At 72.7% G+C, this 23188-nt stretch carries 19 protein-coding genes; 12 read left to right on the top strand and 7 right to left on the bottom strand.

The features are described 5' to 3' along the window. Positions 1–184 precede the first annotated feature (184 nt). Together KGD84_RS27185 and KGD84_RS27180 are read right to left on the bottom strand one after the other, a co-directional pair. Entirely contained in the window at positions 185–958 is a 774-nt protein-coding gene (locus KGD84_RS27185; RefSeq protein WP_220563187.1) for a hypothetical protein, read from the bottom strand. A gap of 132 nt (positions 959–1090) precedes the next feature. Continuing rightward, positions 1091–2212 carry a hypothetical protein gene (locus tag KGD84_RS27180; RefSeq protein WP_220563186.1) on the bottom strand — a complete coding sequence of 374 codons (1122 nt, stop codon included), beginning with the start codon at positions 2210–2212 and terminating at the stop codon, positions 1091–1093. Between the two features lie 835 nt (positions 2213–3047). Between KGD84_RS27180 and KGD84_RS27175 the strand changes: the two genes are divergently transcribed. The 5 genes from KGD84_RS27175 to KGD84_RS27155 all read left to right on the top strand — a co-directional run bounded on the left by KGD84_RS27175 (position 3048) and on the right by KGD84_RS27155 (position 9481). Beyond that, complete coding sequence (locus tag KGD84_RS27175) at positions 3048–5318, top strand: type IV secretion system protein (protein WP_220563185.1); 2271 nt, start codon at positions 3048–3050, stop codon at positions 5316–5318. Between the two features lie 40 nt (positions 5319–5358). Next, complete coding sequence (locus tag KGD84_RS27170; RefSeq protein WP_220563184.1) at positions 5359–6024, top strand: hypothetical protein; 666 nt, start codon at positions 5359–5361, stop codon at positions 6022–6024. 4 nt (positions 6025–6028) lie between these two features. After that, complete coding sequence (locus tag KGD84_RS27165) at positions 6029–7204, top strand: C40 family peptidase (RefSeq protein ID WP_220563183.1); 1176 nt, start codon at positions 6029–6031, stop codon at positions 7202–7204. Then, the gene (locus tag KGD84_RS27160; RefSeq protein WP_220563182.1) at positions 7197–7967 is read left to right on the top strand and encodes a hypothetical protein; all 771 of its coding nucleotides are present in this window, start codon (positions 7197–7199) and stop codon (positions 7965–7967) included. The genes KGD84_RS27165 and KGD84_RS27160 overlap by 8 nt, the downstream gene beginning before the upstream one ends. Before the next feature lie 422 nt (positions 7968–8389). Then, positions 8390–9481 carry a GNAT family N-acetyltransferase gene (locus KGD84_RS27155; RefSeq protein WP_220563181.1) on the top strand — a complete coding sequence of 364 codons (1092 nt, stop codon included), beginning with the start codon at positions 8390–8392 and terminating at the stop codon, positions 9479–9481. 27 nt (positions 9482–9508) lie between these two features. Here KGD84_RS27155 and KGD84_RS27150 read toward each other — a convergent pair whose 3' ends face one another. Next, the gene (locus tag KGD84_RS27150; protein ID WP_220563180.1) at positions 9509–10306 is read right to left on the bottom strand and encodes an ABC transporter ATP-binding protein; all 798 of its coding nucleotides are present in this window, start codon (positions 10304–10306) and stop codon (positions 9509–9511) included. Positions 10307–10311: 5 nt separating this feature from the next. Next, a complete protein-coding gene (locus KGD84_RS27145; protein ID WP_220563179.1) occupies positions 10312–12963 on the bottom strand; it encodes an FtsX-like permease family protein in 2652 nt (883 codons plus the stop codon). A gap of 771 nt (positions 12964–13734) precedes the next feature. Between KGD84_RS27145 and KGD84_RS27140 the strand changes: the two genes are divergently transcribed. Next, complete coding sequence (locus KGD84_RS27140; RefSeq protein WP_220563178.1) at positions 13735–15735, top strand: protein kinase domain-containing protein; 2001 nt, start codon at positions 13735–13737, stop codon at positions 15733–15735. A gap of 220 nt (positions 15736–15955) precedes the next feature. Here KGD84_RS27140 and KGD84_RS27135 read toward each other — a convergent pair whose 3' ends face one another. After that, the gene (locus tag KGD84_RS27135) at positions 15956–16507 is read right to left on the bottom strand and encodes a thymidine kinase (RefSeq protein WP_220563177.1); all 552 of its coding nucleotides are present in this window, start codon (positions 16505–16507) and stop codon (positions 15956–15958) included. Between the two features lie 711 nt (positions 16508–17218). Here KGD84_RS27135 and KGD84_RS27130 point away from each other — a divergent pair. After that, entirely contained in the window at positions 17219–18154 is a 936-nt protein-coding gene (locus tag KGD84_RS27130; RefSeq protein ID WP_220563176.1) for an ion transporter, read from the top strand. Between the two features lie 860 nt (positions 18155–19014). On the opposite strand, the gene KGD84_RS27125 is transcribed toward KGD84_RS27130, so the two are convergent. Further along, positions 19015–19410 carry a hypothetical protein gene (locus KGD84_RS27125; protein WP_220563175.1) on the bottom strand — a complete coding sequence of 132 codons (396 nt, stop codon included), beginning with the start codon at positions 19408–19410 and terminating at the stop codon, positions 19015–19017. Continuing rightward, positions 19407–19685 carry a hypothetical protein gene (locus KGD84_RS27120; protein ID WP_220563174.1) on the bottom strand — a complete coding sequence of 93 codons (279 nt, stop codon included), beginning with the start codon at positions 19683–19685 and terminating at the stop codon, positions 19407–19409. The genes KGD84_RS27125 and KGD84_RS27120 overlap by 4 nt, the downstream gene beginning before the upstream one ends. Positions 19686–19782: 97 nt before the next feature. Between KGD84_RS27120 and KGD84_RS27110 the strand changes: the two genes are divergently transcribed. From KGD84_RS27110 to KGD84_RS27090, 5 genes are all read left to right on the top strand, one after another. Then, positions 19783–20556, top strand: a complete 774-nt coding sequence (locus KGD84_RS27110; protein WP_220563173.1) for a helix-turn-helix domain-containing protein — start codon at positions 19783–19785, stop codon at positions 20554–20556. Continuing rightward, on the top strand, positions 20553–20732 hold the full coding sequence (locus KGD84_RS27105) for a DUF397 domain-containing protein (protein WP_220563172.1): 180 nt from the start codon (positions 20553–20555) through the stop codon (positions 20730–20732). The genes KGD84_RS27110 and KGD84_RS27105 overlap by 4 nt, the downstream gene beginning before the upstream one ends. Before the next feature lie 390 nt (positions 20733–21122). After that, on the top strand, positions 21123–21650 hold the full coding sequence (locus KGD84_RS27100) for a hypothetical protein (RefSeq protein ID WP_220563171.1): 528 nt from the start codon (positions 21123–21125) through the stop codon (positions 21648–21650). Further along, the gene (locus tag KGD84_RS27095) at positions 21647–22114 is read left to right on the top strand and encodes an ATP-binding protein (protein WP_220563170.1); all 468 of its coding nucleotides are present in this window, start codon (positions 21647–21649) and stop codon (positions 22112–22114) included. The genes KGD84_RS27100 and KGD84_RS27095 overlap by 4 nt, the downstream gene beginning before the upstream one ends. A gap of 71 nt (positions 22115–22185) precedes the next feature. Beyond that, the gene (locus KGD84_RS27090; RefSeq protein ID WP_220563169.1) at positions 22186–23085 is read left to right on the top strand and encodes a hypothetical protein; all 900 of its coding nucleotides are present in this window, start codon (positions 22186–22188) and stop codon (positions 23083–23085) included. Positions 23086–23188 lie beyond the last annotated feature (103 nt).

Genomic DNA, 23188 nt, shown 5'->3' with positions numbered 1-23188 from the left:
GGGCGGTGCAGGGCGGGATCCGGGGCGCGTGGCCGTCCCGTTCCCGCCGGAACCCGCACGGTCGGAGCGGAATGCGGCCGAGGGGCCACGCCGGTGCCCCGTGGGGATCCGCCCCCTCCGGTGCGGCCGCCGCCCGGCCACGGGCAGCCACGCGCCAGCATCCTGCGTCCTTCGGTACGGTCCGTCAGCCGCTCCGCCACAGGGGCGGGCGGATCACCTCGTCCTCGTCGAGCAGGCAGTTCTCGCCCACCACGACCTGGTGGTCGTCCAGGCTCCACGCGGTGATGCCGTGCCCCTGGCGGCCCAGCTCGATCACGCGGGCGCGCTCGGTACCGCTCCCCGTGTCGACGTCGCAGAACATCACGGTCGTCCAGGAGTGCCCGTTCACCGCCACGCCGAACGCCACCAGCGGCAGCACGATGACGGTCAGCGCCAGAGCCGCGATCCGCCCGGCGTCGGCGACGCCCTGCCAGAGGCTCCCGACGGCTTCACCCGTGCGTTTCCCGCTCTCCGGTGAACGCCGGCCGGTGCGGTACTCCAGGAACACCGTCAGCCGCAGGAGGGCGGCGAGCGCGCACGTGGCCGTTCCCCACACCGGCCCGTTGATCGCGCCCACCACCACGCCCACGGCCACCGGGACGACCATGGCGGAGCCGACGGCCAGGGGGACCGGGGAGCGCAGGTGCCGCTGGGCCCCGCCCCTGGCGGAGAAGTAGGAGTAGCTCATGTGCGAGACGACGACCGCCAGCGACGCGGCCAGCAGCGGCTCCGCCAGGAACAGGTCGATGGCCACTTCCATGATGTTGCTCGGCCCCATGGCGTACAGGGCCTCGCGGGCCGCCGAGCCGCCGCCGAGCGTCCAGGCCAGCTTGACGACCGGGACCGCCAGCACGAGTGCCGCCACCACGATGCGCGCGGCGCTCCGCCGTGAGTCCTCCACCGCCGTGCTCTCCGCCATGCGGCCAGTCTCCGGCCCGGAGGGGGCCGCCCGGGGCAGCGACACCCGGGCTCGATGGGGCGGCCAGGACGGCTCGGAGGCTCGGGGGCAGGCGGGGGAGCGGGGCGGGTGGGCCCTCCGTGCCCCGACCGCTCAGTGGATCTCCTCCAGGGAACGGGTATCGGCCTCCGCGAGTGCCCTGAGGTCGTCCGGTCCGGCCGGGCGCATCCGCTCCAGGAGTTCCACCAGTTCCTCGGCGGCGGGGTCCGGGAACGGGCCGGTGCGGGTCTCCATCGGATCCCGGTGCGCCCGGTGGACGAGGGTGACCACGACCCCGTCCACCTCCATCCGGATCCGGTCGTCCTCATCCGTCCGGTCCGGGCCTGGGATCCGCAGCACGGCCGTCCCCTCACCGAGGGCCGCGGGCACCGGGTACTCGAAGCACTCCGCGTCCGGGTCGTCGCACCCCTCCCACAGCGGGTCGTCGGCGCCCGCGCCGTTCATCGGGTCCGCCCCCTGCACGACCAGCATCCGCTCCCCCTCCGGTTCCCCGTAGACGAGGATCGAGTGCAGGTCCGGCTCGGTGAAGACCGTCGCGTTCAGGGGCTCCCACTCCGGGGTGTCCAGCAGCACGAACCCGGGCCCGCCGCCGTCCAGACCGTCCCGGTACCGTTCCAGGTCGGCGGCGGTCGTCTCCAGGTGCCGGGCCTGGACGTACGAGTGCCACCCCCACATCGTCAGCGGCCACGCCAGGAGCGGCACCGCCGCCAGGCCCGCCGCGAACGCCAGGCCGCGCCCGCGCAACAGCGCCACCAGGGTGGTGCCGCCGATGAGCAGGCAGCCGACCGTCGCCCACCACAGCCCTTCGGGGGCGAACGGGAACGAGAGCTCCTGCACGGCGGAGGCCACCGTGCACGCCACCGCGATCAGGGTCAGCAGACCCGTCGCGGCCAGGGGGTGGCGTACGCGCGCCCACCACAGCACCGCGGCCAGCACGAGGATGACCGGCAGGCAGAAGCGGAGCCCCACGAGCAGTGTGCCGCGCGCGAACGCCGCCGGGTCGAACCCGCCGCCGTCGAGGTCGCCGATGCCGAAGAGGGCGAAGAGATTGAGGATGCCCCCTAGAAGGAACACCGCGCCGACCCCGACCACTCCGGCCACGGCGGTGACGACCGGGCTCCGGGGGCGGTCGCGCGGGTCGGGGCGGGTGCCGCCGCCGGGCCCGGACGCGCCGATCCGGCCGGGCGTATCGCTCGTATCGCTCGTATCGGTCACTTGGTCGATCCTCTCGGTCGCGGACTCCGCGCCGCTCGTGCTGTTCGGGGCCTTGCCGACGCTGTTGTTCCTCCCGGGGCCGCCGTGCCCCCGGCGTCCGGAGGTGGTGTGCGGTCGTCGTCGGAGGGCGGGGGCGGGCGGCCGTCTCCATCTCCGCCCGGAGCGGTGGCGAAGGGGGTGAGCGGATGCTCGGGTCATCGGACGGGGCGGGCGGCGGAGGCGGATCGGGGTGGTGGGAACCGCCGACCGGCAGGGGCGGCGAGGGCTGTGGGGAACGTGGGGCGGGGCGTGCCGGCGCTGCCTGTGTGATGCGTGGGGGACCCGGGGGGTTGACCTCTCCGGAGAACTTCTTTTCGGTCCTGCGACAAACCCGGCTGCGGTTTCCGCAGAAGCCGAGGTCGGCACCGCGTACCAGTCCGATTGCCCGTCGAGTGTCCACTTTTGGACACGGGTGATGGTGTGACGCCGATCATAGAGAGTGGCTGGAGGGGTAATTGCGGATGGGAGTTTTTCCGGGCTTGTGCAAGGCCGATGATGTCCGCTAGCTGGGGAAACATTGATATGTGAACCCTTTGTCACCCCCAGTTCGGGTGTGGTCGGATAGAGAACCCGAAAACCCATCGCGTTGTGCCCGTACGCGAACCCGGTGATGGAGCACCATAGAGGATGGGGTAAAGACATCCGGGGGCCCTGTGGTCGCGCACGGCCGCACACCGGTGTGCGTTCGCGCGCATCCGGTGGGACGGCGTGTGCCGGCCATCGGGAGAGCACCGGGCCTCACGGTTGTCCGCCATCATGACCCCAGGGCACCGACCGACGACGCAGGAGCCAGCAGATGACGGATCAGAACGTCCGACGGCGGGGATGGCGACGCCTCCTGATCACGTTCCTCATGCTGGCCGGCCTCGTGGTACTACCGCTCACCTCGGCCCAGGCCAACCCGCTGTGCCCGGGCGAGCCGGCACCGCTGCCGGAGTCCGCGGGCAGCGGCTCCGACGGCCTGCTGGTGCCGCCGCAGTCCCAGTCGGCCATCGAGGGGGCCCCCGACGGCCTCCCGCCCGACGCCAGCATGTACGGGCAGTACGGGACGGCCGGGCAGCAGTGGCACATGATCACCGAGTCGTGCGTCGACGGGATCACCAACGGGCCGCAGGCCACCCTGGCGAACACGGCCTGGGACCTGTCCAAGACCATCAACCAGTCGACCATCACCGTCTACCAGGCGGCGACCTCCGACGGGCTGCTCGCCAGTTTCAACGAGCTGGTCGAGAACGTCGTGGTCACCCTCCGGGAGGGGATCTGGCGGCCGCTGATCCCGACGGTGGTGATCCTGGGCGCGATCTGGCTGGGGTGGTACGGGCTCATCCGGAAGCGGATGACGCTCACCATCGAGTCGACGGTCTGGATGGTCGGGGCGACGGCGCTGGGGCTGTGGATCATGGTCAACCCGGCGCAGGTCATGGGGTTGGCGAGCAGCCTGGTGAACTCGGGCAGCCAGCTGGTGACGAGCACGGTCGGACAGATCCCCTACGGGGGAGGGTCGGGGACGTGCCCGCCGGGAGCGGAGGCCCCGGAGAGGGCGGACTGGGAGTCGGAGGCCGACTTCCAGGTTCGCCGGAACGCGGACATGCTGTGGTCGAGCCTGGTCTGCCAGCCGTGGGTGGCGGGGCAGTTCGGTAATGGGGACATCGCCGAGGACGCCTCTATCGACCATGCCATGGACCTGATCGCGGCCCAGGGGATCAGCCGTATCGAGCAGCAGCAGATTCGTGACGGCGAGCTGGACGCCACGACGCTGGTCGAGGAGAAGCAGGAGGCCTATCAGGGAGTGGCCTCGGATATCCAGTCCACCTATCCCAGCATCTACCCGCTTTTCTCGGGAGAGGACCAGGGCAGCCGACTGGGCGTCGCGACCTTGGCCCTGTTCGCGTCGATCTTCGCCGGGGGCCTGATCCTCGCCGGATCGGTCGCCCTCATCGTCCTGAAGATCGCCTTCCTGGTCCTGTTCCTGTTGTCCCCGGTCTTCCTTTTGATCGGCATCCATCCGGGCTACGGGCGCATGGTGCTGTTGCGCTGGGTCGAGTTGATGGTGGGGTTCCTGCTCAAACAGATCTTCGTCGTGCTTCTGATCTCCCTGCTGGTCATGTGCTACGGCATGGTCATGTCCACCAGCCTGGGCTGGGGCCTCCAGATGATCCTGCTGGCCCTGTTCACCCTGGCGCTCTTCATCTACCGCAAGCCCTTCGCCTACCTGTTCTCCTCGGTCAACGCGAACTCCTTCACCTCTCGGGTCGTCGGGGACGCGGCGAACAGCCAGGTCCTCTCCAGGAGCGCGACGGTCCTGCCGCCGGTGGCCTACCTCAAGGCGCAGAACTGGGGTCGCCGCAACAGCGCCGCCATCGCCGGGGCCGCCGCTGGCATCCCGGCCGGTACCGGTGCGACGGCCGACCTGAGGGGTGCGGAGGAGGCCGTCGGCGAGGCCGCGGAACCGACTCGGGTGCGGGGGACCGGCGGCTACGGCCGGGTCCGGGACAACGGGGCCGCGCCGCCGCTCAACGTCAGCCGCCAGGACGGCGGCGGCCGCTCCGCGGGGTCCCGGCGCACCGCCGACGACGCGCCGAGCCTGGGCGGGCGCAGCGGGGCGATCCCGCCGCGGCCCAGCGGCGGCTACACCGGTGCCGGTGACACCGGTTGGGCTTCGGTGTTCGGCACCGCCTCCGGCGGGCGTTCCGAGCAGCGGGACGACGGCGCGGCCGCACCCGCGGCCGGGTTCGGCCGTGCGGCCGGGGCGGAGCGGCCGGAGCCCAGCACCGGCCGGGGCATCTTCGGCGCTCGCGAGGACACCCCGCCCAGGGGCAACCTCGACGCGCGGGGGTCCCGCTGGGGGGCGCCGCGTGAGCGGCGGGAGCGCCCCGCTCCGCAGCGTCCGGGCCGCCCGGCACCGCCCGCCCCGGAGCGTCGGCGCGGCGACGGTGAGGGCGGCTGGTTGAGTGGTTCCGGCAAGCGCGGCGACAATGCTCCCATCACCCCCTTCTGGGGGGAGAGCTCCAACTCTCCCCGCAGGGACCGGAAGCGCGACGTGCCCTTCTGGTTGAACGACGACTGACCGACGATCCCCGACCGACGACGACAAAAGGCCCCTGACGATGCCCAACCCCCTCCCCGAGCGTGCCCAGAGGTTCGTGTTCATCGGACTCATCGTCGTGCTGGTCGGGGCCGGGGTGTATTTCAGCACGGGCGGCTTCGGGGGCGGAGGGGGCGCTGAGGCCCCGGCCGAACCGGAGGTCTCGCAAGGGGAGAACGGCGGCAGCGCCGGGGCTCCCGACGCCCTGTCCAGTGTGGAGCCCAGCCCGCTGCCGACCACGGCGGCGGACGACGTGGACGTGCTGGAGTGGTTCCCCTTCCCGGAGGAGGATCTCCGCACGGCCGGGACGACCGCGAAGGCGTTCGCCGAGGCCTACGGGACGATCGACTACACCGGCTCCCCCGAGGCCTACTACGACTCGATGCGCGCCCTGGCGACCGACGAGTACGCCGACGTGCTGGCGGAGTCCTCCCGGGCCGGCGCCTTCTGGACGGAGATGGCGGAGGCCGAGGCGATCGCCGAGGGACGCGCCGAGGTGCGGTCCATCCGTACGTTCGGGGACAGCTCGATCACCTTCGTGGTGACGGCGCAGTCCATCACCGAGACGGCGAACCGCGAGTTCGACGAGGAACTCGGGGAGTTCGCGATCACCGTGGTCCAGGAGGGGCGGACCTGGAGGGTCTTCGACTTCCAGCCCGCCGATGTCGGGCAGTTCGGGGAGGAGTGATCCGATGCTCTCCTATTTCGGTGCTTCCGGTGACCGGGGGGCGGTCCGCTGGTGGCTCGGCGGCGGGGTCGCGATCGGCGCGGCGCTGCTGATCATGGTGGCGATGTTCGTCATTCCCGTGGTCACCGGAACCGGGAGCCAGCTGGCGAGCCTCATGGCGAGCGGGCTGGTGTGCACGCCGAACGCCGACGCGGAGCAGCCCGGGGCGAGCGGGTACGCGATGGACTCGATCCCGGAGAACTACCTGGAGCTGTACCAGGAGGTGGGGGAGGACCGGGGGATCCCGTGGAACATCCTCGCCGGGGTCGGCCAGGTGGAGTCCCACCACGGCAGGTGGGAGGGGCCCGGGATCACCGAGGGCCACAACGACTGGGGCGCGGCCGGGCCGATGCAGTTCGGTTCGCTGGACGGTTCCGCCGCCGGGAACAGCTGGGGCGGCGAGCCGATCCAGCCGGTGGAGGACCGGCCGGAGAACGGGTACGGGGTGGACGGCAACGGCGACGGGATCGTCAACGTCTACGACCCCGCCGACGCCATTCCGGCCGCCGCCGACTACCTGATCGCCCACGGCATCGAGGACGACGTACGGCAGGCGATCTTCGGCTACAACCACGCCTGGTGGTACGTGGACGACGTGCTGGAGTGGGCGGACCGGTACGCCGAAGGCGACTACAACACCTCGGACCCCATCCGGACCGCGGTGCTGTGCGAGCTGGACGAGCAGGGGGTGCCGATCGGGCGGGCCCCGGACGAGCTGACGCAGGCCGTGGTCGACTGGGCGCTGGCGCAGCGGGGGAAGCCGTACATCTGGGGCGGGACGGGGCCGGACGGGTTCGACTGCTCGGGCCTCACGATGAAGGCGTACGAGAGCATCGGCGTCACGATTCCGCGGGTGTCGCAGGACCAGTGGAAATTCGGACCGGAGATTCCGGCGGGTGAAGAGCAGCCGGGTGACCTGGTGTTCTTCGATGTGACCCGGGCGGGAGAACCGCCGGGCCCCGGGCATATGGCAATGGTGATCGGCGACGGCCTGATGGTGGAGGCCTGGTGCACCAACTGTGGACCGATCGCGGTGCGCGAGTACGATGACCCCAATCGGTCGGAGATCGTGGGTTTCACCCGTCCGCTCGAGCACCCCGATGTGAAGGCCCAGTTGGAGGCGCAGGACAGCCGTGGTTGACGAGAAGGCACCACCCAAGAAGCAGGGGCTGCACGGGTGGAAGGCCGCACTCGCGGTTTTCGGCTGCGGAACGCTGGCGGCCTTCGGTGTGTTCGGTGTTCTCGTCCTTATCGTGGGTACTTTTTTTCGGGCCACCTCGACCGGGGTGTCGGGAGAAGCGGACCAAGTGGCCGGAGCCGAACAGACGGGAACTCCCAGAGACGAACTCCCGGCGGGCGACCTCAACGTATGTGAGAACTACGTTCCGAACATCTCCGATGTGACCATCAGGGAAACCCTTTCCAGCGCTGACAGGGATGATGCTCAGGTCGAGGGTTTCCAAACGGGTGAGCGGCGCGAGGTGTCGGGAGAGTGCTCGTTCTCGATACAGCCGGCGTACGGAGTCGACTCCCAGTCGAGTCAGTGGGTAATGGACTTCTCCTATCAAGCTCTCGTTTTCGACCCGAGCGGGGGACTTGATGAGCAGGCGGCCGAGGTGTTCGAGAGCGAGATCTCCCAGGCCGAGCAGGAAAGCAACGATTCCGTCGAGATCGATGACCATGACTGGGCCGGGGAGTCGCGCTCGTTCTACTGGGTGAGCGAAACCGGGGAGAGCCACTACCTGGTGGTCTCGCGCACGCGGAGTGCCGTCTACACCTTCGGCTTTGCCGGGGACAGTGCCGACGCGAACGCGGGTGCCGTTTCGAAGAACGCCTTCCAGCGCCAGGCCGCGGATGTAGTGCAGAGGTTGGACAACCGCTTCTTTCTCCTGATTCCGGAGTGAGCGGAGTCGGGCTATCGAGTTGGGGCCGACCGCCCGCTCGGCTTCGGTGGCCGCGGGGTTTTCCACAGCCTGGGCGAACGGCTTCCTCCGCTCCGGGGCGCTCTCTAGGGTGGATGTAAGGGGGAGCCGAGGTTCTGCCGACATAGCGCTGCCCTCTCGCTCCCGCTGCGTCTCCTCCACCGCCCGGCCGTAGTCCGCCGCCGCTCCGTCCCTGCCGTCACCTTCGTGTTCGGACCGTCCCCGCTCACCTGGCTCCTGGTCCCCACGCCTCCTCGCCCCCGGACCGCCTCTGCCCTTCTCCGGGTCCGGCCCCTGTGCCCCTTCGCTCCCGGCCCAGTCCCGTTCCCCCTTCGTGCCCGGCCCCCGCGCCGCTTCCCCGGACCACCCGTCCACTCCTGAGGCAGACCAATGCCGGAGGTGCCGTGTTTCCCCGCATCGCCCCGTACGACGACGCCCGATTCCTCGACCGGGCCGCCGCCCTCCTCGCGGCCGCGCACGACCCTCCCGCTGGCGCGAACCCGGACACGGACGGCGGGCCCTCCGGTCCGCTCCCCGTCCTCGACCTGGCCGACCCCGGCACCGCCCGCGCCCGGGTCGCCGGTTGCGGCACCGCCGGCCCGGCCGTCGCCGCCCTCTCCCCGGACGGGGCCCTGCTGGGGTTCATGGGGGCGACCGTCACCGAGACCCCGCACGTCCCGGGTGCCCCGAGCGCCCGGGTCCGGCTGCCGCACCACGCGACCTCCCGCTCCATCCCCGCGCACCATGCCCGCGCGGTCCTGCGCCACCTCTACGGCGGCCTCTCCGGCCGCCTCGCGGAGATCGGCTGCTCCCGGCACACGGTGGTGGTCTCCGCCCTGCACCGCGAGACCGTCACCCACCTCGTGGAACTCGGCTTCGGCCTGGACCAGGTCAAAGGCCTGCGCCCACCCGACCCGCCAGCCCCGGGCCCCGGGTCCGCCCGCCGGCGCGGCCCCCGGCGCGGCCGACCGGCCGTCCCCACCGACCTGCCGGAGATCCTGCGCCTCGTCCTCGAACTCCAGCGCTTCCACGCGGAGCCCCCGGTCCTGAGCCCCGTCCGCCTCGACTTCCGGGCCCTCGCCGACGACCTCCGCGCCGCCATCGCGGACCCCGACCGCCTGGTGCTGGTCTCCGAGGCCCCCGGCGGCGGCGATCAGCGGACCGGTCCTGCCGACCGCTCGCGACCGCCCCTCCTGGACGGCCTGTTCGTCGCCGACCCGGACAGCGGCTTCCCGGACACCGTGACCATCGGCATCGCGGTCGTGGACGCGCGGTCCCGGAACCGCGGCGTCGGGACCGCGCTGCTCTCGGAGGTGCTCGCCCGGGCGGCCGCCCGGGGTATGCGCGCCTGCGGCGCCGAATGGACCTCCGCCAACCTCGTCAGCGACGCCTTCTGGCGCGGGCACGGGTTCGCGCCGGTCCGCCTCACCCTCACCCGGTACCTCGATACCCGGCCGGACATGTTCGAGCCCGCGACCCCGACGCCCCCGACCTGACCCGACACGGGCGTCCGCCTCCCACCCCTAGAAACCCAACCCCCGGAGCCAGGTGAGTAGGTCGTCCTCGCGCCGCTGTGCCTCCTCCGGGCTCCACGGGCCCAGGCGGCGGGAGTCCACCACGGTGCCGTCGCGGAGGTAGACCACCCGGTCGGCGCGGGCGGCGCAGGACGGGTCGTGCGTGACCATGACGAGGGTCGTGCCCTCCCGGTGCACGTCGGTGAGCGTGTCCATGACCTCGGCCGTCATGGCGCTGTTCAGCGCGCCGGTGGGCTCGTCGGCGAACAGCACCGACGGCCCGCACGCCAGCGCCCGGCAGACCGAGGCCCGTTGCAACTGCCCGCCCGACACCTCCGTGACGCCGTGCCGCCGGACGTGCGCGATCCCGAACCGCTCCATGAGCGCGTCCACCCGGGCGATCGCGGCGTCGCGCCCGGCCCGGTCGCCCCGGGGCACGGCTTTGAGGGCGGGCAGCAGGATGTTGTCCCGGATGTTCAGGTTCTCCAGGAAGTACGCCTGCTGGAACACGAACCCCATCCTCGTCAGCCGGACGCGGCTCATCTCCGCGTCGTCCAGCGAGGTCAGGTCGCGCCCCTCCAGGCGCACGTTCCCGTCCGTGGGCCGGTCCATGCCGCTGACGCTGTACAGCAGCGTCGACTTGCCCGAACCCGACGCCCCCATGACCACCAGGAACTCGCCCCTGTCCACGCTCAGGTCGATCCCGTTGAGGACCCTGGTCGGCGGGTCGGTGGAGCGGTAGGCCTTGGTCAGCCCGCGGCATTCCAGCGCCGGGTGGCCGTTGTGCGTCTCGAGTGTTCCGGTCATCCCTGTCAGCTCCTGAGCCATGCACTCTTGTCGGTACCGCGCGGACGCGCGGTGAGGAACACGGCGCCGAGGTATCCGGCGCCGACCAGAAGCAGCGGGTAGGCCGCGTAGACCAGCAGCGGGTCCGGCAGCAGCGCCAGGTCCGCGATCCCCAGCCCCGCCGCCGCGAGCAGCGCCCCGACGACGGCCTCGCCGGCCGTCGCCGCGAAGACCAGCCCCGCCACCGTGCCGAGGGCCACCGCGAGGAGGGTCTTGGCCCGTACCTGCGCGGCGATCTCGCGGGCCGAGAAGCCGAGCGCGGACAGCACGCCCGTCTTGCGGCGGTCCCGGGCCAGCCGCAGTTCGAGGAACAGGCTGGTGATGAACACCGCCACCCCCACCCCGAAGACCACGGACAGCACGGCGATCTCGTGCAGGGTGCCGGTCACGTGCGACAGGGTCTGCCGGACGAACTCCCGCATGGGGATCACGGAGGCGGTGGGGAAGCGCTCGCCGTAGTCGGCGGCGACGCCGGCCGGGTCGGTGTCGCCGACCGTGTCCGCGTAGACCACGTAGCCGGTGGCGCCGGACGTCACCTCGCCCTGCGCCTTGGCGGTGAACCCGCCGCTGGTGACGTCCTGGTAGACGCCGCTGACGGTGAGGGTCGCGGTCCCGCCCGCCTCCCCGGCCTCCCCGGACCCGTCGTCCGTCCCGCCGCGGCGGACGGTCAGCCCGTCCCCGGCCGAGACCCCGAACGCTTGCGCGTTCAGCACGGACAGCGCGATCTCCCCGGCCCCCGGCGGCCCGCCCTCGACGAACTCGACCGTGTCGCCGGAGTGGTCGCCCACCTCGACGCGCAGTGTCTCCCAGCCCTCCTCGCCCCGGACCCGGTAGGGCACGGTGGCGAAGGCGCGCACGCCCGTCAGCCGCTCGTCGCGGTGCATGTCCGCGAGCAGGGCCGCGCGGACGGCGTCGACGTCGTCGGAGAACTGGAGGTCGGCGCGCAGGTCGCTCTGCGGGGCGCCCATGTAGGTGACGAACCGGGGGTCCTCGAACGTGCTGAGCAGGTTGGTCGGCAGGGTCATGAGGACGGCGGCGAGGAAGAACACGGCGGGGACCAGCGCCCACTGCCCGAGTTCGGCCCGCAGGTCCAGCAGGACCAGGCGGCCGTTCACACCGAGGCCGGGGAGCGCGATCCCGGAGGGCCTTGTGGCCAGAGCCCGTGTGGCCGGAACTCCCGTGGTCGAGCCCGTCGTGTCCGAGGCGTCCGGGGTCGGGGGCGGGGCCTTCGGGTCCGGGCCTGCCGTGCCGACGGTGCCCGTACCGGCTGCCGCGCCTCCCGCGGCCGGGTCTTCCGTGCCCGCCGCGCCCACGCCGGTCGTGTCCAGGGCGGCCGGGGGCTCGGGGGCGAGGGCGGACCGGCGGACCCGGCGGGCCCGGCGGGCGGCCCGGCGCGCGGTCCCGCGTTCGTCGAGGAGGCTCCCGTGCACCAGCGCGTTGACGACCTCGATCCGCCCGACCCCGCGCAGGACCCCCCGGCAGACCAGCAGGACGAACAGGTACACCACCGCCAGCGCCAGCAGCGGCACCAGGACGGTCGCGGGCCCCGGCGGCGGCTCGGCGTAGTTCATCCGCACGCCCCGTGTCAGCGGCTCCAGCGCGAGGACGGCCAGCCCCCCGCCGGCCGCGCACGCGAGCAGCGTCATGAGGCCGTACTTGGCCAGGTACAGCCGGGACACCTCCCGGGCCGGGATGCCGATGGCCTTCATCGCGCCGATCTCCCGGACCCGGTCCTCCATCGTCCCGCGGATGACGAAGCGCAGGTTGAGCAGGGAGATCGCGATGAGCAGCAGACTCGCGAACACCAGCGCCGCCGCCACCAGGCCGTCGCCGAAGGTGTTGAGCAGGCGGATCATCGCGAACGTGACCGCCTGCCCGTTCGCGGGCAGGTCCGCGTCGGCCTCGTACGCCCGTTGCAGGTCGGCGGCCCCGGCGGGGTCGGCCAGCCGGTACTCGACGATGATCTCGGGGGCGCCGCCTCCGGCCGCCGCCAGTGCCGCGTGGTCGGCCTCGGAGACCAGGAAGCGGGTGGACGAGGCCAGCGACGACGCCATCTGCGCGTCGCGCACGAACCCCTGGACGCGCAGCCGGTGGACGCCCCCGTCCGTGCCGATCCCGAGCTCGTCGCCGACCCGGAGGTCGAACCGCTGCCGGTACGCCACCGGGGCGTAGACCTCGCCTGGTCCGGGGCGCGGGGCGGCCCCGGTCCCGTCGAGGAGGAAGTCGAACTCCTCGTTCTGTGTGACGAAGAGGTTGTCGATCAGGCTGTCGCCGAAGTCGCCGGTCTCGCCGGTCGAGGGGCGCCGCCAGGTGAGGGAGGCGCCGTCGTAGCCGAGCATCTCCTTGATGAGCCAGGCGTCGATCCCGGGCTGCTCGGCGGCGAACCGCGCCAGCGCCCCGGGGTCGTGGTCGCCCCGGTGCATCTGGAGGAAGTGCGGGGGTTCGGCCTGCTCGAAGAGGCGGTCGACCGCGCCGACGGTGCGCTCCATGACCATCGCGCCGGTGGCCATGAGGAAGGCGCTGAGGGTGAGGACGACGGTGAGCGCGAGGGTGACGCCCTTGTTCTTCCTGAGGTCGTTGTACGCATACCGGAAATACAGAGAATCCCTGGTCCGCACCTGCAACTCCCAACTTCCGGGATTCGCCGGCCGACGTGTTCGGCCTGATGGGGGAAAGGCTCGGAAACCGGTCCGCGCCGCCGCCGACCAGGGCCGAGGGCATGGCCGCCGACGTGCCGAACGCCCCTGGGGCGGGGCGTTCCGGGCCGGTCCGGCGGCCGGTGGATTCCGGGAACGGAGGGTTCCGCGGTTCTCGCGCCGGGGAATCCCTTTCCGCCCGGAGGGGCCGGGACGGGGTCGGAGAATTCCGGTGTGGCCGCGGAACCGAAATTAGTCGCGGCCCCGGCCGGGGCACATCAGGGGAGGGCCCCGGTTCGGCGCGCCCCGCCCCCCTGGTGTTCCACAGGGTGCGCGCGGGCGCCCTCAGGGTCGCGCCCCCGACGCGTCCCCGACCGTGCCCCCGATCGCGCTCCTCTGACTCCGCGGCCCTGCGACTCCGCGTCCCCGCGTCCCCGCGCCCCTGCCCCGGAGCCCTGTCGAGCCGCCTTCGGCGCTCTGCCGAACCGTTCCCGTGTTCCCGTCGTCCCGTCCCGGGCAGCCCCGGTCCCGTCCCGGGCAGCCCCGCGAACCGCCTCCGCCGAGCCGCCTCCGGTGCCCCGCCGAACCACCCCGGCCGCTCCGCCGTCCTACTCCCCGGAACCCCCACCGCCCTAGCGCAAGGCCCCGGACGCCGTGCCCGTGTGGCCGGAAGTGGACGGAGCGTGTCCACGGCGGTACGGCTCTGGCATGATCCACCCGACCCGACGGACGCCTCCCGCGGAAAGCGATGCCATGACGACCCCCCTCCAGGGCGGCGACCCCGCCCGGATCGGCGATTTCACCCTCCACAGGCGCCTGGCCGTCGGCGGTATGGGAGTGGTCTACCTCGGCCGCTCGCCCGGCGGCCGCGTGGTGGCGGTCAAGACCGTCCGCCCCGACCTGGCGTCGGACCCCGAGTTCCGGCGGCGCTTCACCACCGAGGTCAGGACCGCGCGCAGGGTGGGCGGCTTCTACGGTGCCGAGATCGCCGCCGCCGACACCGAGGGGGATCCGCCGTGGCTGGCCACCACCTACCTCCCCGGCCCCACCCTCCACCAGGCGGTGGTCGGGAGCGGTCCGCTGCCGGCCGCGTCGGCGGCCGTGCTCGGTGCGGGGCTGGCCGAAGCCCTCAAGGCGGTGCACGCCAGGGACGTGATCCACCGGGACATCAAGCCGGGGAACATCATCCTCGGGGAGGACGGCCCCCGGCTCATCGACTTCGGCATCGCCCGGGCCCTGGACGCCACGTCGTACACCCGCACCGGCACCGTCATGGGCACGGCCGCGTTCATGCCGCCCGAACAGATCCTCGGGGACGCGGTCGGCCCGCCCGGCGACGTGTTCTCGCTGGGGTGCGTCCTCGTCTTCGCCTCCACCGGCCGCGGCCCCTTCGGCGACGGCCCGGCCCACGCGATGACCTACCGGATCGTGCACGGGGAGCCGGACCTGAGCGGGGTGCCCGACGGCTTCGCCCCGACCGTCGAACGCTGCCTGGCCAAGGAGGCCGCGGACCGGCCGACCCCGGACGAGGTGCTGGGCGCCTTCCGCGCACTGGCCGACGCCGGGGACGTCCCCGGGGCGGGCGGAGCCTGGCCGCCCGAGTCGGTCACCGAGGTCATCACCCTGCACAAGACCCTGCTCATGACCCTCGTCGACTCCGAGCCGCAGGAGCCGGATCGGGAGCCGGATCGGAAGAAGGAGGGGTCCGCCGCGCGGTCCGGAACCCGGGCGAAGGAGAAGGCGCCGGAGAAGCCGGGAGGGTCGAAGGGCGCCAAGGAACAGCGGAAGGGAACCAAGCAGGGAAAGGGGGAGGGGTCGAAGCAGGGGAAGAAGGGCGGGGGGAAACGGCCGGAGGCCGAGGGGCACGACGCCCGCCGGGAGACCCACTACAAGGCCATGGCCGACGCGTTCCACGGCCGGGTCGACGACCTCGGGCGTGAGGGGGAGAAGGTCGGCTGGGACGCCACGGCCGAGCGGTTCCGCGGCCGGGACCACCACTCCTTCTCCTACGTCCTGCCGCCCGGAGGAACGAAGAGCGCGGGTTCCGTCTGGGGCGACGGCATCTACAGCGACGATTCCTCGGTGGGCCTGGCCGCCGTCCACGCCGGCCTGATCACCCTCCGGAGCGGGGGCCGCGTCACCTTCACGGTCCGCCCGGGGCGGGAGTCCTACCGCGCCTCCACGCGGAACGGGATCACGAGCAGGACGTGGGAGGAGTGGTCGGGCAGCTTCGAGTTCGTCCGCGGGTCCGGTGACTCCTGGAAGCCTCCCCAAGGGGCGGAGAGGTGGGGCACCTCCTCGAACGCGGTGTCCGCCGGGAAGCGGGACCCGAAGCCGGCCGCGCCGAAGAAGCAGCCGGAGAAGCAGCCGGAGAAGCCGCCGGAGCCCCAGGAGGACGGCGGCAACGGCTGGTGGTGGGCCCTGGGCTGTGCGGTCGTCCTCCTGGTGCTGTACGCCAACCACTTCGGGTTCGCGGCCTGGGTCGGCCAGGCGGTGAACGACGGTGCCTCGGACATCGAGGCGGGCGACTGCCTGGCCGTCTACGGGGGAGGGGAGTCCACCGTGTACACCGAGATCCCCTGCCTGGCGGCGAACAGCCGGTACGAGGTGCTCGCCGTCCGGCCGGGAACGAGTCTCCTCGAAGCCGACGACACGGGGGCCGCGGGGTTGTACGCCAGGTGTGAGGGCGTGTCGGGAAGCGAGAAGACGCTCGTACTCGGCGGGAACACCCTGTGCCTGGAGATCGACGGCTGATCGCGGGCCACCCGCGTCGCGGCACCGAGGCGGCGACCGCGGCGCCTCTCCCGGGAGGCCCCGGGCGCTGCCGTTCCGGAAGGCCGGGTGCCGGGGCGGCGGGCACATGGCCGGCGAACCGGTCCTGGGCTCGGAACCCGTCCTCTGACCGGCCACCGGTACGGGCCGCCGGTTGCGGGGTACGGGTCACCGATCAGCCGGCCCCGGTCCCCGCCGCGGGTCAGGCGACGCCCGCCATGAAGTGGTGGCGGCACAGGGTCGCGTACGACTCGTTGCCGCCGATGTGCACCTGTTCGCCCTCGTACACCATGACACCGTCCACCACGCGCGCGTTGTGGGTGGCGCGCTCCCCGCACCAGCAGCGCGCGGACACCGGCAGCACCTCGATCTTGTCCGCCAGCTCCACGAGCCGCTGCGATCCCGGGAAGAGCCGCCCCTGGAAGTCGGTGAGGATCCCGTAGCAGTACACGTCGATCCGCATTCCGTCCACGACGCCAGCCAGCTGGCCGACCTGCTTGGGTGAGAGGAACTGGGCCTCGTCGCAGATCACGTACGGCGCCTTGCGGTCGGCGACGTCGTCGTAGAGGTCGAGGTCGTCGGTCACCTCGACGGCCGGGGACACCAGTCCCAGGCGGGAGGAGATGATGCCCGCGCCCGCGCGGTCCTGGCGGGTGTAGAGCACGCCCTCGCTGCCGCGGGAGTGGTGCTCCTGGAGGGCCATGGTGCTCTTGCCCGAGTTCATGGCTCCGGTGAAGTACTTCAGCTCCGCCATGGCTCTCTTTCCTCGGTCGGGGGCGGGGTCCGGGTGCGGTCCGTCGGATCCCGGGTTCCGGACTCCGGTTCGCGCGGCGGTTCCGGCGGCCCTCCCGCTGGGCGGGGCGGGCCGGTCCGGGCGCGGTCCCGGGACCGGTGCGGCCGAGGGGGCTGGGGACGGTGGGGGCCGGAGGCCAGCAGAGAAGATACCAGTGCGCCGCCCGTTCGCAGGAACCCCGACGGGTGTCCGGACGTACCGGGCTCCGGGGGCCTTCCTTCCGCTCCGGCTCGCGGATTCCCCGCCGTTGGCGCTTTTTCGGCCCGGTTTACGCGCCGAGTGTGTTCCAGCCGGAATTGCCGATGTGGTGTGTTGCACCCGTGAATCGCCCCGGTCGTCATCCGCCCGTGACCGTCCGGCGCCGGTATGCGCCCGTGCGGGACCGGTGGCGCCGCGCGGCCGCGCCCGTCCGGCTCCGGGCGCCGGCCGGGACGGTGGCCCGGGCCGCCCCGCCGGGACGGGGCCGCGGATGCGGCCCCGATGACCTGCGCCGGAACGCCCCGTATCCTTCCTGGTCGGTCCCGGACCCCGCCGACGGCCGGGGCGGTGGCCGCCCGGGGCGACGCGCCGAACGCCGCCGGGGGACGCGCCGAAGAGTTGTTCGGTTGCTTTTGATATATCTGGGTGGCCACTGTCCGAATCGGGGGTGGAATTGCGGAGGGGAACGGCACATTGCGCAGGGAACAGGTCACCCGTGTGGTGGAGAGCCAGTGGTTCTCCAATGTGATGCTTTTGGTGATCCTGGTCAATGCGGGGATTTTGGGTTGGGCGACTTATGGGGGTTCCGCCCTTCCTTATCTTCTGGTCGCCGAGCACGTGATCGTCGGCGTCTTCGTCATCGAGATGGGGCTCAAGCTCTACGCCTGGCGCGGGGACTTCTTCCGCGCGCCCTGGAACTGGTTCGACCTCCTGGTCGTGGCGATCTCGGTGATCCCGGCGACCGGCCCGTTCTCCGTGCTGCGCATCCTGCGGGTGCTGCGGATCCTGCGGATCATCACGGCGGTCCCGCAGATGCGGATGATCATGACGGCGCTGTTCCGCTCCGTGCCGGGCATGGGGACGGTCATCGGGCTGCTGCTGGTGACCATCTACACCGCGGCGATCATCGCCCAGCAGCTGTTCGGCGAGGACGTGCCGGAGTTCTTCGGCGACCTGGGAACGTCGCTGTACACGATGTTCCTGCTGCTCACCACGGAGAACTGGCCGGACGTGTCGGACGCCGTCCTCGAAGACCACCCGCTGGGGTGGATGTTCTTCGTGATCTACATCGTGCTCACGGCGTTCATCATGCTGAACCTGGTCATCGGCGTCATCGTGACCTCCATGGAGCAGGAGGTCAACGAGGTGCGCTGGGAGGAGGACCAGGAGCTGGAGGCCGTGCAGCACGATCAGGTCATGGCGCGGCTGGAGCAGTTGGGCGCGCAGGTGGAGCGGCTGGACCGGATGCTGCGTGAGCAGCGCGGTGACGGGGGCGCGGCCGACGGGGCCGGACCGGGCGCGGGACCGGACACCGGCCCGGCCGGGGAGCCGGGCCTCGGGGCGGTCGCCGACGCCGGCTGCGGGGCGGGTGCCGCGGCGCAGGGGAACGGGCACCACCGCGACGTGTGAGCGGGCCCGCCGCGCGGTGGAGGGCGCGGCGACCGGGCGGCCACCGGCCCCGCAGCGCAACAGGTGACGCGGCGGCCGGTGGATTCGAGCGCCTCGCCCGGGCCCCTCGGGTTTCGCCCTACGGCAGAAGTGCGGCGGCCCGTGGATCCGAGCACCCCACCGGATCCCGCCGCGTGGGGAAGGGCACGGCGCCCGGCGGTTCCTCCCGGGCCCTGCCGTACGGCAGGGCCGAGGCGGTCGGCGGGCCCATGGGTCCCACCGCTTCCCTCGGGCCTTACCGCGCGGCGGCCGGTGGATCCGGGGGTCCCACCGGGCCTCATGGGGCGACAGAGGGGCGGCGGCCCGTGGATCCGAGGGCTCCGCCGGGTCCCGGCGTGCGGTGAAGGGCACGGTGCCGGGCGGTTCCTCCCGGGCCCTGCCGTACGGCAGGGGATGCGGTGGCAGGTGGCTCCGCGGGGTCCCGCCGCGCGGTGGAGGGCACGGTGGCCGGTGGGGCCTTTCGGGTCTGGCCGGACGGCGGAGGCGCGGCGGCCCGTGGTTCCGAGCGGCCCATCGGCCCCGCAGCGCGAGAGGGGGCGCGGCGGCCCGTGGGCTCGCGGGTCCCTCCGGGCCCCGGCGTCCGGGCGGAGCGGACACCGGCGCGGCCGTACGCCCATCCGCCGGTCCCGCCCCGGGCGCACCGGAACCGCCCGGTGGCCCGGCGGCGGAGCGGGGGCGTGTCCCGTGCGGAGCACGGGCGTTCCGCACGGGGTGCGCACGCGGTGGTCCCACCGGCCCCGCGCCGCCGTGCGGCGGTCCCCCCGCCCGGCGGCCCCGCCGTCCCACCGCCCGGCCGGAGGGCTCCCTGCGTCCGCGGCGGGTCAGCGGCGGGCGTCGAGCCAGGGGGTGGGCAGGGCGCCGCCGCCCCGCAGGTACCGGTGGAGGGCCTCGAACGCCCGGTCGGCGCGGCGCAGGACGGACGCCGGGTCGACGGTGGGGTCGGCGGCGTCGCGCAGCAGCGAGGACAGCCGGTCGAAGAGTTCGTCGGCCCGCTCCCGCTGGACCCGGGTGACGGGCCGGTCGGTGCGGCGCTTGCGGGCGGCGGTGGTCGGTTCGGGCATCGTGTTCTCCTTCTCGGTGGTGCGTACGGGCGTGCGGGTCGTGGAGGTGCGCCGGGGGAGCGGCCCGGCGGTCGGGGGCGCGGCGTTCTCGGGCCGGGTCCGGGGCGCGGCGAGGCGGGCGAACTCGGCCCAGGTGAGTCCGGTGCGGCCGTTCACAGGCGGCGCAGGAGTTCGGCGGCCAGGTCGCGGGCCAGGGCCTCCTCGCCGCCGGAGGGGGCGCCCGGGAAGAGGACGTGGGGTCGGCCCGGCATCGGCCGCCACCACCGGCCGTCCGCGTGGCGGACGGTGAGCCGGCGTCCGGCGTGTTCGGCGCGTACCGAGCCCGGCGGGTCGCCGTCCGCCGCGGCGATCCCCCGGCGGCGCAGCGCCGAGCGCAGTGCGAGGGCCGCCGTTCCGTCATCGGCGGCGGGGGTGTGAGCGGTGTCGTTCATGTCCCCAGGGTCGTCGCGCGGGGCGCGCTCCACCAGATAGATAAGTATTCCCGTAAAGACATGGTCGGGGCCGTAGCGCTCTGATTGGCTTTGCAACATGACTGCAAAGCAATTCCCGGCACGATTGGCCAAAGCACGCGAACTAGCAGGATTAACACAAAGGCAGCTCGCGGCGCGCGCGGGTACGTCGTCGGCGTCTGTATCCCGGTGGGAAGCGGGCAAGACCACGCCGCAACGGGACAACGTCCAGATCCTCGATGATGCGGTCAAGGCCTACGGCGCCCTGTTGAAGGCGTGGGTCGGTGACAGGGAGGGCGCGGGCCTCCCGGCGTACATGCGCGACCTGGTGCGGCTCGAAGAACTCGCGCGCCTGATCGAGCTGGTCTCGCCGCTGCTGATTCCCGGCCTCCTCCAGTCGCCCTCGTACGCACGGCTGATCTTCGAAGAATCCCTGATGGGCGAGACCGGCGCCGACCTGGACGAACTGGTCGCGCTGCGGTGCGGGCGCTACGAGAAGCTCCGCAGCGACAACGACCCCAAGGTCGTCGCCGTGTTCCCGGAGACGGCGCTGACGCTGGTGCCCGAGGCGGTGCGCGTGGAGCAGGCGCGCCACCTGGTGGAGCTGACCGACGCGGGGCGGGTGAGGATCCACCTGGTCCCCTCCGGATCCCTCCTGCTGGGGGTGACGTCCATGCTCCTCGTCTTCCACATGCACGACGGCGGAACGGCTGTTTCCAGCGACCACGTGGACGGTAACGTCGTCTACGCAGACTCCGACGGGTACGCCCGTTTGCAGGGTCTGGTGAAGCAGGCGCTCGGTGCCGCGCTTCCCGCTGGCCAGTCGCGAAAGGTATTGGAAGAACTACTGTGAGCAATGAACTCTGGCACAAGTCGTCCTACTCGTCTTCGGGGGGCAACTGCGTGGAGGTGCGCGAGCACGAGACCGGTGCCGACGTGCGCGACACCCGGAACCGCGAGGCCGGGCACCTGGCCTTCGGCCGTACCGAGTGGTCCGCGCTCCTCGCCGGGGTGCGCACCGGCCGCTGACCCCCGGTTCCACCCCCGTTCCCCGTGTCCGCGCGGGGGACTTCTCCATGCCCCGGGGCCGTGGCCGCCCGGCCCCGGCGGGCACCGCCGGCCGACCGCGCGGCGGTGCGGGCCCCCGACCTGGAATTCCAGGACGGGGGCTTTTTTCATGACGAATGACCGAATAGCGCCTTTGATGAAAATGGCCAGAAAAATTCCCAGAGAGGCCCCCACCTGCACAGACACCCCCCCATGAAATTTTCCCGGCCCGATCCCGCCCCAACAGGCCCTATCGTCTCTGCCATCGCATAATCTCTGCCTGACAACCGAAAACAGTGACCCCGCGACGCTCGTAAGGCGCCCGGGGTCGTGGCCAGCAATTCACCACTTTGACTCCAAAGGATTGCCAGCGTGAGCCAGTTTAGCGCCGCGCTTTTGAGCCGTGCCCTGCACCTGCTCGAAGCGCTCCTCTCCCCGCCGCGAGGCCGCCACTCCCGGACCCGTCTCCTCGGGTTCCGCCGCAGGTCGACCCGGGTCCGCCGCTACGCGGCGAACCCCGGACCCGCCCGGCGTTCCGCCCCGCACCTCCCGGCCGCCCCCGCGCCGCCCGCCGAGGTCCTCCCGGCCGACGACGTCGCCCTGGTCCGGCCCTACTACACCGCCCACGAACACTCCCTCGCGGCCGCCGCCGAGGACGCCGACCGCGCGCAGGCCGACGCCCGCGCCCGCCTGGCCCGCTGGACCGGCGGACCTGTCGACCCCTCCGCGCCGCCCCGCATCCCGGCACCGCGCCCGATGCCCCCCGGGGACCTGCTCGCCCCCGTGGCGCCCCGGCCCGCCCCCGCCCGGGACCCGTTCGTGCCGCCGGACCTCGCCGACCTGGAGAGGGCCGTCCGGGTGTGGGTCGCCCGGAACCACCGCAGGGAGGCGGGCGTATGACCGGGGTCCGCGCCTGGCCGCCGCGCCGCTACCCGGGCACCACATCCGAGCTGGCCCGGATGCGCTCCGACCTGGCCGCCGACCTGCGCGGGTTCGCCCCCGACACGGTCGACGCGGTCCTCCTCTGCGGCAGCGAGCTGTTCACCAACTGTCTCAAGTACACCGCTTCCGGCCGCTCGGGCGGGCGGGTGGTCCGGACCCTGTGGGCGATCGGGGGCCGGGTCTGCGTCGGGTTCACCGACGACGGCGGCACCGGCGGCCGGGTCCCGCGCATCCCCTACGCCCGCACGGACGAGGAGTGGGCGCTGGCCGAGGGCGGCCGGGGCCTGCTCCTCATCGAGGCCACCGCGACCGTGTGGGGGCACCGGCCGGTCTGCGACTGCTGCGACCTGGGCCGCCACACCTGGGCGGCGTTCACCCTGCCCGATCCGCCCGATCCGCCCGACCTGCTCGAGACCGCGTGAACCCTCCGGGCCGCGGGCCCCGCCCGCGGCCCCCCACCCCGCACCCCTGCGACGAACGACCGAGGAGCCCGATGCCGAGTCGATCCCACGAGATCCCGCTCCGGCTGATCCAGAACAGGCCGGAGACCGTCCCGGTCCTGCTGCGCGAGGCCCTGGGATTTCCGGTCCCCGGCCACACGGAGGCGGTCCTGACCTCCTCCGTCCTGACCAACTGCGATCCCAAGGAGTGGAACGCCGACGGCGCTGTCCTGCTCCGCGACGGCGGCCACCCCGTCCTGGCGGTGGCCGTGGAACGCCAGAACGACCGCGACACGGAGAAGCACTTCAGTTTGCCCGCCTACCTGGCCACCCTGTACGGGCGCCTCGAATGCCCCGCCGTGCTGGTGGTGCTCTGCCCGGACGAGGCGGTCGCCCGCTGGTGCGCGCGGCCGATCGAGACCGGCCACCCCGGGTTCACCCTGCGCCCCCTGGTGGTCGGCCCCGACACCATGCCGGTGGTGGTGGACCCCGAACGGGCCCGCGCCCTGCCCGAACTCGCGGTGCTGTCCGCGCACGCCCACGGCGGGCGCGACGGCCGGGTGCTGAAGGCCCTGGTCGAGGCGCTGGACTCCGCCGGTGAGACGAACCGTCCGTTCTACTATGACTACGTGCTGGCCGGCCTCAACGAGGCGGCCCGTAAGGAGCTGGAGGGCTTGATGTCCGTGGACACCTACGAATGGCAGAGCGACTTCGCCCGCAAGTACGTCGGCATCGGCCGCGAAGAGGGCCGTGAAGAGGGCCGTGAGGAAGGCCGTGAGGAGGGCCGCGAGGAAGGGGTCGCCGACAGCGTGCTCCGCGTCCTCGCCAAGAGGGGGATCGCGGTCTCCGACGGCGTCCGCACCCGGATCCGGTCCTGCGGCGACCTCGACACCCTGAACTCCTGGCTGGACAGGGCCCTCGACATCTCCCGGGCCGAGGACCTCTTCGACTGACGCCGCCGCCCGAGGGCCCCGGACCGGCCGCCGGGGATCCGGCACACCGGGCGCCCCCTCGCCCCGCGAGGGGGCGCCCCGCCGTTCCGGGCCGCGCCTACCA

Source organism: Nocardiopsis changdeensis (assembly GCF_018316655.1).
Taxonomy (GTDB): domain Bacteria; phylum Actinomycetota; class Actinomycetes; order Streptosporangiales; family Streptosporangiaceae; genus Nocardiopsis; species Nocardiopsis changdeensis.
The sequence above is the reverse complement of the archived record's forward strand: the minus strand, read 5'-3'. Positions and strand labels throughout refer to the sequence as shown.